We start from the raw sequence: 15,937 nt of genomic DNA, 5'->3' as shown, positions 1-15,937 counted from the left end.
CAAGGTAGCTGGAGCTGTCGGAGCTCAGACCTATGAGACAGAAGGGGGAACACTGCTGAAGGTCGCCGTGCCGCCTCCCCACGCGGCCGGAGCAGCTCAGGCTGTCGCTTCTACAGGAGGCAAGTAGACCAATATGTCTCAGCTCATTTTTTTACCTCTGAAATTTGCGCTAGTTGGCGTGGTGTCTCTTCCAGGCTCGCCGCTCGCACCCCCGCAACAGCTACCAACTCAAAAAGTACTCTCCGTCGATGCAGCTCTATCCATCGCTCATGCGGCCTTAGATAAGTGCTATGCAGACGGTTACCGGGTGAGCCTGACGATATTGGACAATAGTGGCTTGACCAAAGTTCAGGTGCGCGGGGATGGAACAGGTCCGCACACGCTGGAACACAGCCGGCGAAAGGCATATACCGCCCTGACGTTCAAGAGAACCTCTGCTGAAACAGCAAAGGCCTGGGCTTCTTCACCAACACCTCCACCCGTTATCGAAGGCACGGTAGCAGCTGCGGGTGGAGTACCTATCAAGGCAGGAGATGAAGTTATCGGGGCTATCGGAGTTAGTGGAGCTCCAGGCGGAGAGAAGGACGAGGCTTGTGCAGCGGCAGGTATCTCCAAAATTGCCGACCTGTTGAAATAGTGCAATAGCCATATCTTTAGAATTTGCCATTGAGTACACGGAACACCTTCCATCTGGATAAAAGAATGAGCCCCAGCAGAAACTCTCTGCTGGGGTTCATTCTTTATCACTTAGAGTGGCTTTTGAAAATTGCTACTTGTAAAGTACGGTATCGAGCGGTTGGGTACTGAGATGCGGTCGCACTGCAAGCTAGTACGACCGCATCCAGGAGTTAGAAGGTGTAGTGAGCGGCGAGCTGCAGCGTTCTGGAAGGTGTCGTTCCTGACTGCAGAGTGTTGATCTTGCCGAAGTTAGCATTACCAAACGTTGTGTTAGGGTTGCCAAGGTTCGCGTGGTTGAATGCGTTGAAGTCCTCGAGACGGAACTCTATTCCCTGCTGTTTGTGGATAGCTACCCTCTTGAGAAGCGTGAGGTCGGCAGTGATCAGAGCAGGACCACGACCAAAGGTACGGGGGGCGTTGCCGAAGGAATAGGTAGCATTTTGTGTGAAGGCGGAGGTGTCAAACCATTCCCCTATCTTTGCAGCTCTCGACCTGGATGAGGAAAGGTCGCTGGGATTTCCTGTCAGGTTAGGACGTGAACCGTCGGCGAAGAGACCATCGGAGTTACCGGCTATACCGCCCGTATTGATCACACTCAGTGCCGTACCGGAGTGAATCTCGGTAAGACCACTGACAGACCAGCCACCTACAACCTCATTCAACCAATTAGACTGCACGTGTACCAGCTTATCCTTGCCAAATGGCAGCTCTAATACTCCGTTAGCGATAAGTCTATTGCGAACGTCGTTGCCGGAGAGCCCAAAGCGGTTCTTCGGATTGTAATAATCCGTGTACGTATCGATTCCAGGATATCCAGCCAGTTCGCTGCGCGATTCCTCGTTGTCAATAAATTTCGAATAGGTATAGTTCAACTGGTACTGAAACCCATGGCTGTATCGCTTCTGCAGGCCAATGTTGACGCCGTTGTAGCGGGACTGCCCGATATCCGGATAGAGATTCTGTACGTTGCTGAACTGTGGGAAGGGGCGCAGCGCCTGTACTACTTGCGCAGCGGGTTTATACGAGGGGTTTGCCGCCAGATTCTCAGCCAGAATAGCCTGGTTCGCCGGCGTTACCTGGTCGATGCTCTCCGCGAATGGGCTGGCGAGATGATGACCATAGGTCCCCAGGAAGCCGATATCGAGAAGGAGGTTGCCTGCAAATTCATGCTGTACACCGAGGCTGGCCTGATAGAGATAGCCTGTTAGACGTTTTGGGGCTATAAACTGCGGTGCGATATAAGGTGCAGCATAGGGTGGTGCGACTGCACCGTATCCGGGTGTTAGCTGAGAGGTCGTTGGATAAGCAGCCTGGCCTGTTCCAGCGGCCGCATTATTGCGAAGCAAGAATGGGGTATTGATCGTGACAGCATTGGAGAATCCAGTATTGAGTACGATCGGTGTGGCTTGATCGTATTCGCCGGGATAAAGGATTCCTGCACCGCCGCGGATTACCGTATGCGCCACTGGATTATAGGCAAAGCCAAGACGCGGTCCGAAGAGGTGATCATCGAAGTTGTTAGCGTAGCGACTCTCTCCATTGATGCCAGCGAAGGTAATCACACCGGGAGTGTTCGAGACAGGATTGATGGCAGTCGTATTGAATGAGTTCTGGCGATTGTTTTCCAGATAACGAGGAGAGTCGACATCCCAACGTAACCCATAGTTGAAGGTGAGCTGATCGTTCACATGCCAGTTGTCCTGAGCATACAGCCCCCAACTCCAGGCCGCTGAATATAAATACTCTGTTTCTTGACGGCTGGCCGTAGCAACGCGGCCAAACAACAGGTTCGCTAGACTGCCGGCTGCGGTATTCGTGCCAGCGATCGTACTGGGACCAAGACCTGTGTTGGTGTTCGTGAAGGTGAAGAAGCCGCCAGCAGAAGGAGAGTACAAGTCGCCATCCGCTGAAGTGCGATAGTCAACGCCAAACTTCAACTGGTGATTGCCACGCTGCCAGGAGAGATTGTCCGTGTACTCATTGCTGATGATGGGTGTTTGCAAGCGCTGCTGCTGGGAGTTGTTTCCAATGACAGCCAATCCGCCTACAGTGACGCCAGGGAAGAAAGCCTGATTGGTTCCCGGAAGCGAAAGCGCTGTTGCAGCTGCGGAGTTAACCCCATGGCTGATCGACAGGCTCTGACGATTCGTGAAGGTAAAGCGTGCCTCATTGAGCAGTGAAGGAGTAAAGGCATGGTTCCACGTTGCAGACGGGTTGTAATAGAAGTTGTGTGAAAGAGCGCCATAAACGTCGGTTCCTGGCGTTGGATACACATCAGCCGTATTTTCGTGGTCGGGTTGTGCGAGGAAACGGAAGTAGATGGAATCCTTCTCATTGAAGGTATGGTCGATGCGCACTACATAGTCGTTGTAGAGTTCCGGTTCTGGATCATTGGCGAAATAATTATTACTGTTGATAGGAGCGCCAGGAACGTTGGGCTTTGGATAAAACGCTGCAAGCTGTTTTCCGTAGGGATCTAGCTCCGAGGACGGGATCACATTTAGAACACCATTGGAGACAGCTTGCTTACCGGTATTGGGGTCGATGATTGGGTTGGATATCGCGGAGAAATCACCTCCTACCTCAGCAGCGGTGGGAACACTCAAGTTGATGGCGTTGTTTACGGTTTCAACTTTTCCTTCGTATGTAAAGAAGAAGTACGTCTTACCCTTTTTGACCGGGCCGCCGATGCTGGCGCCAAACAGCTTGTACTGCAGAGGGGCGTTGATAGTCTTACCCGTAATCGGATTGACCGCCGCAAAATCGGGGATTGCCTGTAGATTTTGGCTGCGGTAGTAGAAATATGCGCTGCCATGGAAGTCGTTGGTACCGGACTTAGTGGTCATCTGAATGATGCCGCCACTCGAACGTCCCTGGTCCGCCGTGTAGTCGCTCACACTCAGACTGAACTCCTGGAGAGAGTCAATAGGAAGGTCGAACATCTGCGTAGGAACACCCTGCAACAGGTTCTGCGTTGTACCGCCGTCGACCGTGTAATTTGCATTGCCTCCGCGGCCGCCTGCAATGGCGAAGGTCGAATTTGAACCGGTGCCGGAGCCGATCACAAAGCCATTGAGCCGTTGCAACTGGGTTGCTCGGCGATCCACCAATGGAAAATTGGTGATTGTTTTGTTTTCAATCACATCTGAAACTGCCGAGGTAGCCGTCTGCAAAAGAGCAACATCGCCCTGAACATCAATGTGCTCTTCTACCTTCCCCAAATCCAGAATGAAGGTCACAGGGGTCGTCCGTCCGGTGAAGATCTGTATACCAGACTGCACCTGCGGGCTAAAGCCATCCTTTTCGACCTTTAGATCGTAGTGACCAGGAAGCAGCACAGGAAACGAAAAGAATCCTGAGTCATCCGTTTTCGCCTCGTGAACATCGCCTGTCTCTGCCCGAGTCGCTACAACCCTGGCACCAGGAATTTGCGCCTTCTGTGTATCCTGAACAGCACCAGAGATCGCTGCAGTATTTTGGGCATTCGCTCGAATCGCTCCGAAGCCTCCTAAAATCAACAGCATAAACAAAGCAGAGCGTATAGATATAACAGCGCATCTGCTTATAGAAATAAGCTTCACACGTGCCTCCAAATTTTTGGTTGTAAAAATGAAAAGGCCCACGAGACGGTCTCGTGGGCCTATACAGTGCAAACCTTATAAGGTTCGCTTGACTGCTAAATAGGTAGGATGACGCATTCCACGACGCCGCTTACATCTGCTGATTGCAGACCATAAGGGCAACAGCGACGTGCAATTGTCGTGAAAAGTGACATTAATCGAATGGTACTAAAAGCAATTACAGATTGCAACACCTCGCGTACCCCAGATTAGGGGCAGCATTGGGCTAGTAGCCTGACATGCTTTTAGCAGTACGAGCAACCACCGCACTAAGGTTCGTCGCTAACCATCTAAAGCGGGACTTCCTCCTATTATTAGGTCTCAGTTGAATAACTAAGTTGCGGCTGCATTCCATACAGGCAGTGCAGCCACAACCAACGGTTCTAGAAGGTGTAGTGAGCTGCTAGCTGCAAGGTTCTGGAAGCGGTAGTACCGGACTGCAGTGTGCTGATTTGGCCGAAAGTAGCTGTGCCAAATGTTGTGTTGGGATTCCCTAAGTTTGCGTGGTTGAATACGTTGAGAGCTTCGAGGCGGAGTTCGATTCCCTGCTCTTTGTGAATAGCCACCCTCTTGATGAGCGAGGCATCCGAAGTTACCAGGCCCGGACCGCGTCCAAAGGTGCGGGGTGCATTACCGAAGGTGTATTTGGGATTGAGTTGAAAGGCACTCGTATCAAACCACTCGCCAATCTTGGCCTTTCTGGATCTGGAATGCGACAGGTCGTTCGGGTTGCCGATCAAGTTAGGACGAACACCGTCGGAGTAGGTTCCCGTGTTGTTGGTCGAATCAATCACGCTGAGGGCTGTGCCTGAGTGGATCTCGAGAAGGCCACTGGCAGACCATCCACCTACAAGTTCGTCCAGCCATTGTGATCGCACGTTTACCAGCTTGCCCTTGCCAAAGGGCAACTCCAGGACACCATTGGCTATGAGCCGCTGGCGAACATCATTGCCAGAGAGGCCGAAGCGATCATTCTTGTGGTAGTAGTCCGTATAGGTATTGGTGCCGGGGTACCCAGCAAGCTCATTAAGTGCTGATTGGTTATCGATCAACTTCGAGTACGTGTAGTTTGCCTGAAACTGGAACCCATGACTGTACCGCTTCTGCACGCCGATGTTGCCCCCGTGGTAGCGCGATTGACCGTCATCCGGATAGAGCTCCTGAACATTGCTGAACTGCGGAAAGGGTCGCAGCGCTTGCGTGTTGGTTCCCGCAGGCAGCGAGGCCAACGTGGCCTGGACTGCCGGCGTAATCTGATTGATGCCTTCAGCTGAAGGGCTGGGAAGGTGACGACCGAATGTGCCGAGATAGCCGATATCGACCAGAAGGTTACCTGCAAACTGATGCTGTATATCGAAGTTCGCCTGGTACAGATAGCCAGTAACACGCTTAGGTTCGATGAACTGCGGTGCAACATATGGAGCATTGGGAGCAGCATACGGAGCCGCCACTGCACCAAACCCTGGCGTCAGTTGAGCGAGCGTAGGAAAGTACGCCAAACCGGTACCCGCAGTGCCATTGTTCTTGAGCAGGAAGGCCGGCGTACCCGCGCCGGCATTTGGCGACTGAATAAGGACAGAGTTGGAAAAACCTGTGTTAGCAACCACAGGAGTTGCCGAGTCATATTCACCGGGATAAAGGATGGAAAGACCACCACGGATTACGGTGTGTTCACGAGGAGTATAGGCAAAACCTAGACGCGGCCCAAAGAGAACATCGTCAAAGTCGTTCGCATACCTACTCTGTCCATTAATCCCAGCAAAGGTGATTACGCCAGGAGTCCCTGAAATTGGGTTGATCTCGGTAGTGTTGAATGAGTTCTGGTGATTGTTCTCGAGGTATCGAGGAGAGTCAACATCCCAACGCAACCCATAGTTGAGAGTAAGTTTGGAGTTCACGTGCCAGTTATCCTGCGCATACAGCCCCCAACTATAAGCTGCGGAGTACAGGTACTCCGTCTCTTGCCGGGAGGCCTGAGCGACACGGCCCCACAGCAGATTGGCTAAGCTTCCACTAGCGACATCGGTACTGGGGGTGATGCTGGTGTTGTTAAAGGTGAAGAGACCGCCCGCAGAAGGAGAGTACAGGTCTCCATCCGTTGCGTAACGGTAGTCGACGCCGAATTTGAACTGATGATTCCCATGTTGCCATGAGAGGTTATCGGTGTATTCGTTGCTGAGTACAGGTGTTTGCAAACGCTGCTGTGTTCCCGTATTTCCTATCGCAGCAAATCCTCCGATAGAGACGCCAGGGAAATATTGAGGATTGATTCCAGGAAGGGCAAGCGACGTTGCGGCCGCGGAGTTTTTGCCATGGGAGATAGTCAATCCCTGACGTTGCGAATAGGTGAACCTCGCTTCATTGAGAAGCGTCGATGTAAAGATATGGTTCCAAGTGGCCGACGCGTTGTAATAGTAGTTATGTGAAAGAGAGCCATATCCATCTGTTCCAACTATTGGGTATACGTCAGCTTGGTTCTCATGGTCTGGCTGCCCCAGAAATCTCCCATAAACCGTATCTTTCTCGCGGAAGATATGATCGATACGAGCTACATAGTCGTTATAGAGCTGCGGTTCGGGATCGTTGGCGGTAAAGTTATTCTTGTTGAGTGCAGCCCCTGCAACATTCGGTAAAGGATAGAACGAAGCCAACTGTTTCCCATAGGGATCGATCTCGGAGGATGGGAGAACATTTGGCGTTCCATTATCACCCACTACCTGTACGCCAGTATTCGGGTCGATGATTGGGGTTGGATCTGCAGAAAAATCGCCTGCACGCTCAGCAGCCGTAGGAACAGCTAGATTTAGAACGGTGGTTGTGGTTTCTACTCTCCCCTCATAGGTAAAGAAGAAGTACGTTTTATCTTTTTTGATCGGACCACCAATGCTGGCTCCGAATAATTTGTACTTCAGCGGAGGGTTCACTGGAGTATTCGTAATCGGATTGATTACCGCAAAATCGGGAATCGCCTGAAGATTTTGACTGCGGTAATAGATATAAGCGCTGCCATGAAACCCGTTAGTACCCGACTTGGTGGTCATTTGAATGATGCCACCGCCTGAACGCCCCAGGTCCGCGGTATAGTTGCTCACGCTCAAACTGAACTCCTGGAGGGAGTCGATGGGGAGATCGAATGTCTGCGTCGGTGTACCCTGCAAAAGATTCTGTGTCGTACCGCCATCAACGGTATAGTTTGCATTATTACCGCGGCCACCGGCGATCGTGAAGTACGATCCAGAACCGGTACCTCCACCGGTTACGAACCCATTGAGCCGCTGCAACTGCGTAGCGCGTCGATCTAACAACGGAAGATTGACGATCGTCTTGTTTTCAATCACATCCGTGACCGATGAAGTCGCTGTTTGTAGTTGTGCTGCATCGGCCTGGACATCGATATGCTCCTCGACCTGCCCCAGATTCAGAATGAAGTTGACTGACGTTGTCTGTCCTGTAAAGGTCTGCACCCCGGACTGCACTTGCGGACTGAATCCATCCTTCTCGACCTTAAGAACATAGTGTCCCGGTAGCAGTACGGGGAATGAGAAAAACCCCGATTTGTCTGAGTTAGTTTCGTGGACATCGCCTGTTTCTGTGTGGGTCGCTGTCACCTTGGCAATTGGAACTTGTGCCTGCTGCGTATCCAGAACAGCGCCTGCAATAGCTGCTGTGTTTTGACCATTCGCACGTAGTACTCCTAGCCCCGCTAAAGCCAATGCAACAAGTAAAACAAGGCGCACAAACACACTTACGCGCCTGCTTATAGAAATAAGCTTCACACCTGCCTCCAAAATTTTGGTTGTAAAAATGAAAAAGCCCACGAGACAGTCTCGTGGGCCATGCAGCGCAAACCTACGGGTTTGCCTGGCTGCTAGACAGGTAGGATGACGCTCTCCACGATACCGCTCATATCTGCTGACTGCAGAAAGTTCGGGCAACAACGGAGATAAATGTTCGTCAAATGTCGCATTTTTGCGATGTTACTAGAGGTGTTTATAGATTGCAATACTTTTATCTCATCTTCTGCGATATCACAGCCCAGCAGCTCTATAGGTTAAGCCTCTTGAGGTTTTAGCATGCCACCTTATCCGTGGAGGCCTTTGTCCCTCAAATGCCTGATGTTGAATATCAAGACGGTCTATAGAAATATATCTCCTTCGAATCAATAGACAGATAAAAATGGCGTGGACTTTGCAGTCCACGCCAAAGAGGAACTTTGCTATCTAACTTTGTTAGAAGTCTAGACGCATCGACACCTGACCCGAACGGGCACCGCCGGAATCTGAACCGATAGTACCGGTGACCAGGCCAAAACTCGGAGAGCTTATATCCATGTTGGGATCACCAAGGTTGGTATGGTTGAGGATATTGGTAAAGGTACCTTCCGCCCTTAGTTTGAACCGATCTGAAAGCGCAAAGACCTTGCTGAGGCCGGTGGAGAGATTCACCGTCCCAGGGCCAACGATGGAGCCTACACCCGTATTGCCGAAACGGCCGATTGGATTGGGGAATGGACCTGAACCACTGCCGGTTGTGCAAGGCGTTCCGGGTGTCCAGCCTGTATATCCGGGGCAGGTGAATGCTGCGGGATTGACCCACTGCTTGCGGGTTTGGTGCGCGGGCTTCCAACTCACACCTGCAACACTATCCGGGTACTGGTCGCGATGTCCGCCGTCGAAGCCAGAGATCGTGCCATCCAACCCAGAGCCCGTACCGGAGGGATCACCCTGTCCGTCCGGAAAGTACGGCGTCTCAAAAGGACCGGTCTGCCAGAGGAAGATATTCGAAAGACGCCAGCCGCCTACAAGCAGATCAGCAACTCTGGACATATTCGATCCAAATTGACGTCCGCGGCCAAAGGGAAGGTCGTAGACCATCGTTGTATTCCAACGGTGGCGGCGTGTGCCATAGACGTTTCCGAAGTCGGCATGGCGGTCGAGGATCGATGTGGCGCGAGATCCTCCACTTTCACCTGCATAACCAACGTCCGCGGGGCCCTGATTATCGGCAAGCGCTCTGGAGTAGGTCCAGGAAGAATCGAATTCCAATCCATGCTGGAGACGGTGATTGAATTCAGCTTGCAGTGAGTGGAGACTTTCGTTGGCTCCAGTCGCACGTGTATTGATACGTCCCCAGTTTGGGAACAAACGCGCACTGAGCGGCTGGGTGGTTGCGGGATTCGTACTGGAAAACGGAAGGGTGTTTTCATCTGGCGCCCAGACCAGTTGATGGGTCTCGGAGCCGATGTAGGACAAGTGTCCTGCATATCCGGAGCCGAAGTCATGATCGACACTCATAGTCCACTGCTCGGTATAGGGATCCTTCCAGTTCGTGCTGTTCGCGGTTCCGAAATAGCTCGTTCCGTAGCAGGTCGAGCAACCGCCGCCATTGCCCGAACCAGCATAAATCTCAGGCCACTGGAATCCAATGGCATGCGAGGTCGCGTTGTAGGTATTGGTGTAGGTCGAGGTCTGTGCCTGCAGTGTTCCAGTTAGAGAGTAGAAGTTCGACCCCAACAACGTGACGTTGTAAAGGCCGAAACCTCCTCGAATAACCGTCTTCTCGTCGAATGGACGCCACGCAAAGCCGAACCGTGGCATAAAGCGCAGGTGCGGATAGTGCTTCAGACCTGCGGGAAAGCCAGCCTGGCTATTGGTCTCCACCGGCATACAGGGAGCGCCATTGATGGTTGCGGCGTTCGTGTTATTGAGGCCGTCCGGATCGCAGGCATTGGCGCTTTCCAGGAAGCTTTTCGCCAATAAACTGGATTTGCCGTCAGGATAGATGGCTCGGCCGGATAGAGCTACGCCAGGGTCGAAGTTTCCGATGTCACCGCCTGCATCGGAGTAGCCGGGCTGTATCTCATAGCGCACACCATAGCTGAGCGTAAGTTTCTCACTGGCCTTCCATTGATCCTGCGCAAAGAACTGATAATGCACCGATCTTCCATCGTTGTCCTGCTGCACTACGTCGTAGAAGGTCTGATAAGGGAGGCCCGTCAAGAAGTCAGCAAAGTCTACACCGGTGAACAAACCGGCACTCCCACTGGTATTGAACTGGAAGGTCCCATAGTTGTCGGAACCGTTGAAGCCCAGAGGGGTGACGGCTTCCACCCGTTGAATGTCCCCGCCAAACTTGAATTGGTGATGACCTTTCGACCAACTCAATGCGTCCGAATAAGCATAGGTGTTGGATTTTGTGAGAGAACTCAAGCGATCGGCGCTCAAATGGCTGAGATGATTGAAATCGAGTTCAGGTATGCCGTTATAGAAGAGGTTCTGCAACCCGTTGAGTCCCAACCCCTCCGTGAAGGCTTTACCATCAAAACTGTTGCTCTCTCCAGTGGTATTGAGGGTATAGCCAAATCCGAATTCATCGATCAAACTCGGTGTAATCGTCCAGTTGGCGCTGATCTTAAGAACACGATTCGAGTTGGTGTTCTGTGCTGATGGAACCGACAGAGGTTCAGGACTATTGGTTGGATAATCTTTCCAGGTATACCTGCCCCAAAGAAGGAACTTCTGGTTAGAGCCGAAATATTGATCCCCACGAATATCGAATTGATCGGAGCGTCCGCTCGAATCCTTATTGGTGTTGTAATTGGCTATTCCATTATCGGTGTACGATGTTGGGTCACCGACGTTCGGATCTGGATAGAACGAAAGTAGTTTTTGTGCAGCCGAATCGATAGAAGGAAGCGTAGTTCCATAGCTTCCCCCCGTAAATGGATTCGTGAGTCCCGCAAGCGGAACATACGTTTTACCATCTGGTCCTAAAGTCAGATACTTTGAAAAATTGCCCTGCTTCATCAAAGTGCTGGGCACCGTATAAGACTCGGATGTTTGTGAGGGATGCCGCCATCCCTCGTAAACACCAAAGATAAAGGTCTTGTTATGGCCATCGTAAACATGGGGAATAACCACCGGACCTCCAAAGCTGGCCCCGTACGTGTTGCCAATGAGCTTAGGTTTGGTCGCTGTGACCGGATCTGTGTATGGAATAGCGTCAAAGGCAGCATTCTGGTGGTACCAGAACAGCGAACCATGAATGGTGTTCGTTCCGCCCTTGGTAGTAAGCGTGATTTCTCCTGGATCACCAAACTCCGCGCTGTTCATCGCGCCGTCGGCGCGCAGCTCAGAGATGGACTCAGAGGAGGGGAACGCATCGCCAATCGGAGAGTTGCCGGTCGCGTTCTTGACGGTAATGCCGTCGACAGTGACCTCCGTCTCAAACGGCAAACCGCCCTGTAGCGCAAACTGGCCGTGATCGGCCTGCACACCGGGAAGGGTGCCAACGATATTCAACGCACTGGTGCCGCTGGCGCTGGCGCGCGTGTTGACCGGAAGATTAGTGACATCTTCCGCGTTATAGACAGCATTAATCGTCGGGGTCTCTGTATCGATCGTGCTGACAGTATCGCCTGAGACCTGGATCTCCTGCTGAATGCTTCCAACCACCATCGAGGCATTCACACGAAGCTGCTGCCGGACAGCCAACGTGATATTCGTGGCGGCCCACTTTTCAAATCCGCTAAACGAAACCTCAAGCGTGTAATGTCCAGCCTTCGTATCCAGAAACTCATAGTCACCGGAGGTGTTGGACTGTGTCGTGCGGACTGTGCCTTCGTCCAGACTCCGCAGGCTGACTGTCGCGCCAGGGACAAGGGCGCCGCTCGTATCTTTTACCGTTCCAAGGATGACACCTTGAACCGACTGCGCATGCAGGTTGCCGGGCAGAAAAACCAGAACCAGCAACATAAGAGAGATGGCTACGCAGATAGATGCGGTCCAACGTTGGCGGATGGAGATGTTGGGATGATTCATAACGTCTCGGGCTCCTGAGTGCGGCGAAAGGCCGCACGAATAGATGAAGGGTGTACCGCGATCTCCGTGCGAGCCTCGAACGAGACAGCCCTATGCAAGATCTGAAGAACGGCCTTTTTGAATTTGTGAAGCTGTCACGACCTTAGCGGCATTTACAGCAAAAAGGTAGGTTCTTAACGGTTTAGCGACTCCTTTTTATATTGAAGACAAAGGACTTATGGGACCCGTGTTTGCCGAGATGTAATGAAATGTTCATGAGAGACCAATGGCTGAGGTCTTGAAAATTTGGCTGTTGGACGGAGGAGCTCCGTGTTCAAGTAGGATTAACAGACCGGAGTTAATATCTATATCAATGGCAAGCGAGGCCTTAGTGGAGACTGGTCCGTTCGGTCCGCCTATGGCGGAAGTCGCTCCACCAGAGCCTGAGAGCTTTGTTGAGGCAGCGCGCCTTAGAGTGGCTGTGCAGGAGGAGCTTGCAGCCATCCTCGCAAGTCCCAGCTTTCACGCCAGCCGAAAGAGCTGCGAATTCCTGCATTACATCGTGCAGGTTGCGCTCGATGGCCGTATTGATTCCTTGAAGGAACGCAGCATTGGCCTGGATCTACTGGGTCGTGATATCTCTTATGATCCGAGCTCCGATGCCACTGTACGTGTACGAGCCAATGAGGTGAGAAAGCGGCTGCGGTCGTTTTATGCAACTCAGTCGCCCCAAAATGGTTACCGCATTGAGCTATTGCCGGGTTCCTATGGCCCCAGGTTTGTGAGGGAGCCCGAGTCACGGAAGCCCCTGGTTTCTGTAAGCCTGGATATATCGACCGAGGTGCACGACGCCCGGGTTCCTGAGCAACTCACCGTTCTTCCACTCAATATCGTTGGAATCATGCGGCCCGCGTTGATTGCGCTCTTTCTCTGTGCGCTGTTTTTGCGGCAGCAGATAAAAAGTGGCGACCCCTACCATCAGTTTTGGGATACGCGATTGCAGGGAAAGAACGCCATGTTGATTCTGACTGGAGAGAATGCGCCACAGCAGATAACAACCCAGGCAGCAGCGTTGGAAGGTGAAGGCACAGCGCGGGCCATACTACCGATAGTCTGGCTTGCGGGTAGGTACGATCTCCAACCGTCAATAGGTTCACAAGAGATGGAAGCGAATGACAAGCAGGCAGGGCTAGGTGGGGAAACTGCCATCCTTCACAGTGCAGAGGCTACGCCGCCAGCGTTTGAGGCAGATAAACGGCTTCGTTACCTCATATCGAGGCAGACGGGGGCATTTCACCTGATGGACCGATCCGATTCGAAGCCGGATATATCTGCGGGGGATCATGCGGCTGTACTGACCGTATTTCCCGAGCACCCTGCTGTACTTTGGATTGCCGGTACCGATTGGGAATCCACCAACAAATTAGCAGAGATCATCTCGAGTAAGGATAGCTTTCCGTCGCAACTTGCCCGGGAAACCGAGATGGGGCAAGTTGTGCAGGCCGTATGGAGGAGCAATCCATCCCCACACCTAGAAATTTATACGCATCAACCATAACGCGTCCTTCTGATGCGACAACGGGAGCTGGAATTGGATCTTAAACAACAAGCCCGCTATAGCCACTGGCGAAACAGCGTCTTCTCGTCCAGTTGGCTGCTGTATGCGGGCTACTATCTCTGTCGCAAAGATGTGAAGATCCTGCAGATGTTGCCAGGGGCGGATCCCAGTCTTGGGGAGGTTGCGAACCTGCTCTTTGCCTTTGGCCTGGCTTATACCATTGGACAGTTCCTTGCCGGCACCCTCGCGGACATAAAAGGTGCTCGCATTACAGCACTGATCGGAGGTCTCGTCTCCGCAGCCAGCACGGCAGCGATGGTCGTGGGGCATACGCATCGATCTCTTCTCATCTTGCAGATGCTCAATGGACTTGGCCAAGGCTGCGGTTTTCCGTCCCTCGCAAAATTGCTGTCCTCATGGTTTGGGCGCAGAGAACGGTCCACGGTGCTGGCATGGTGGAGTGCAAGCTATTCGCTCGGCGGCGTCGTCGCAACCGGTCTTGCCGCATGGTGCGCGACCACACCTCTGTTGTTCCCAACCCTTGGATGGAAACGCAGCTATCTGTTGCCCTCTGTGCTACTCGCTGCGCTGACAGTCTACTTCTATATCACTACCAGGGACGAACCAGAAGACGCAGACCTTCCACCATTGTCCCTCGAAGACAAAAGTCCCACAAAAACGGGCTGGAGAAATGTTCTTCGCCGCCCAGAGATACAGAATATTGCGGTCATGTACTTCTTTCTTAAGATGACACGCTATGCCCTGCTCTTCTGGCTGCCTCTATATCTTGTGCAGACCGTGCATTATTCGGATGTTCTAGCAGGCTCAACATCCTCTCTGTTTGAGATCTTCGGCTTCGTTGGAGCGGTGCTGGCCACATACCTCTCCAACAAATACTTCCAGGCACGCCGCTACCCTGTTGCAGCCATCATGCTCTTCGCACTTGGCTTCATGTCCCTGATGGAGCCGCTGGTAAGCACCCTGGGTTGGTGGGCGAGCGCGACAAGCATCTCACTGATGGGCATCCTTATCTATGGCCCCGATGCCCTGATCGTGTCCACGGCGGTGTTGGAAAGCGTGCCGCATCGCGAGGCAGGACGCGCCCTCGCCTTTGTCAACGGAGTCGGTTCCATCGGACAGATGTTCTCACCCTATCTCGTGACGCGCTTCGCGCACCACTACGGATGGGACAACCTCTTCAATCTTCTGCTGATCACGTCTCTGATATCAGCTGGAATCATGGCTCGCAAGTGGAATCAAAGCAACCTCGGCTCGGATTCAAGCCGCGGCAATGCACTTCCCACGGGAGCGGAAAACGAGTTCGCTTAGATTACGTTGTATTACACGGCTGCGAATCGTTGTCTTCCAAGTTCAATCGAATCAATCAGCAGAGACGTTGTTGAACCGTTAAGAACCTTTCGCCCATGGGGAACAACCGTTATATCTTGACCAGAGCTTTATCTTGAAGGCGCAGGTGTTCTTAATGAAACAGATGAAAAGCAGACGTGACTTCTTGCGCACCGCCGCGAAATCGGCAGGAGCCGCGGCTGGGGTATCGATATTGCCTCCAAGCATTCGCAAAGCACTCGCCATTCCGGCCAATAGGGCCACCGGCACGATTAAGGATGTGCAGCACGTTGTCATCCTGATGCAGGAGAACCGCTCCTTCGATCACTACTTCGGCACGCTCAAAGGGGTACGCGGTTTTAGCGATCCGCGTCCGGCGCGTCTGCCTAATGGCAAACCTGTCTGGTATCAACCGCCCGCTTCCGTTCATACCAGTCGCTACCATGCGAGAGGCTTAAGTCATAACGCGACCCATGTGCTGCCGTTCTACCTGAACCCGCAGGCTACAACGGAGTTTTCACCCGGCACCGATCATGGCTGGAGCAGCGGCCACCTGGCCTGGAATCACGGCAAGCACAACCAATGGATCAATCAGAAGCAGGACGTAGCCACCATGGGCTACCTGAAGCGCACGGATGTGAGCTTCCACTATGCGCTGGCTGATGCCTTTACGATCTGTGATGCCTATCACTGCTCCATCCATGCCGATACCGCCCCTAACCGGATATACCTGTGGTCAGGCACTATCGACCCGCGCAATGTTTACGGCAAGAAGCCGAACGGTCCGGGCCTGAACGAGCGTGCCCACACCAACGGGTATACATGGACGACCTATCCCGAGCGTCTCGAAGAGAATCACGTTAGCTGGAAGCTCTATCAAGGCGGCTCAGGAGAGCCCGGCATGCCAACCGACAACTTCACCGACAACTCGCTCG

The 15,937-nt window shown here is 52.7% G+C and carries 7 protein-coding genes; 4 read left to right on the top strand and 3 right to left on the bottom strand.

Annotated features, from left to right (window positions below; all coding sequences use genetic code 11):
* Positions 1 to 133: 133 nt before the first annotated feature.
* Positions 134 to 637 carry a heme-binding protein gene (locus tag GSQ91_RS13240; RefSeq protein WP_158822095.1) on the top strand — a complete coding sequence of 168 codons (504 nt, stop codon included), beginning with the start codon at positions 134 to 136 and terminating at the stop codon, positions 635 to 637.
* 211 nt (positions 638 to 848) lie between these two features.
* Here GSQ91_RS13240 and GSQ91_RS13235 read toward each other — a convergent pair whose 3' ends face one another.
* The 3 genes from GSQ91_RS13235 to GSQ91_RS13225 form a co-directional block, all read right to left on the bottom strand.
* On the bottom strand, positions 849 to 4,202 hold the full coding sequence (locus GSQ91_RS13235; protein WP_158822093.1) for a TonB-dependent receptor: 3,354 nt from the start codon (positions 4,200 to 4,202) through the stop codon (positions 849 to 851).
* Between the two features lie 479 nt (positions 4,203 to 4,681).
* Entirely contained in the window at positions 4,682 to 8,074 is a 3,393-nt protein-coding gene (locus GSQ91_RS13230; protein ID WP_158822092.1) for a TonB-dependent receptor, read from the bottom strand.
* 453 nt (positions 8,075 to 8,527) lie between these two features.
* A complete protein-coding gene (locus tag GSQ91_RS13225) occupies positions 8,528 to 12,118 on the bottom strand; it encodes a TonB-dependent receptor (RefSeq protein WP_158822090.1) in 3,591 nt (1,196 codons plus the stop codon).
* 352 nt (positions 12,119 to 12,470) lie between these two features.
* Between GSQ91_RS13225 and GSQ91_RS13220 the strand changes: the two genes are divergently transcribed.
* From GSQ91_RS13220 to GSQ91_RS25910, 3 genes are all read left to right on the top strand, one after another.
* Positions 12,471 to 13,655 carry a hypothetical protein gene (locus GSQ91_RS13220; protein ID WP_158822088.1) on the top strand — a complete coding sequence of 395 codons (1,185 nt, stop codon included), beginning with the start codon at positions 12,471 to 12,473 and terminating at the stop codon, positions 13,653 to 13,655.
* 33 nt (positions 13,656 to 13,688) lie between these two features.
* Positions 13,689 to 14,984: an MFS transporter gene (locus GSQ91_RS13215; RefSeq protein WP_158822086.1), complete on the top strand. Its 1,296-nt coding sequence runs from the start codon at positions 13,689 to 13,691 to the stop codon at positions 14,982 to 14,984.
* A gap of 163 nt (positions 14,985 to 15,147) precedes the next feature.
* Positions 15,148 to 15,937, top strand: a 790-nt coding sequence (locus GSQ91_RS25910; RefSeq protein ID WP_254064558.1) for an alkaline phosphatase family protein, incomplete at its 3' end; no start/stop codon positions are given.

The sequence above is a fragment of the Granulicella sp. S156 genome, from assembly GCF_009766105.1.
Lineage (GTDB): Bacteria > Acidobacteriota > Terriglobia > Terriglobales > Acidobacteriaceae > Granulicella.
This window is presented reverse-complemented; position numbering and strand designations above follow the sequence as displayed.

Coding starts and splice junctions, on each gene's coding strand:
- GSQ91_RS13235 (WP_158822093.1), bottom strand. CDS start 4,202: ATGCTGTTGATTTTAGGAGGCTTCGGAGCGATTCGAGCGAATGCCCAA.
- GSQ91_RS13225 (WP_158822090.1), bottom strand. CDS start 12,118: ATGAATCATCCCAACATCTCCATCCGCCAACGTTGGACCGCATCTATC.
- GSQ91_RS13220 (WP_158822088.1), top strand. CDS start 12,471: ATGGCAAGCGAGGCCTTAGTGGAGACTGGTCCGTTCGGTCCGCCTATG.
- GSQ91_RS13240 (WP_158822095.1), top strand. CDS start 134: ATGTCTCAGCTCATTTTTTTACCTCTGAAATTTGCGCTAGTTGGCGTG.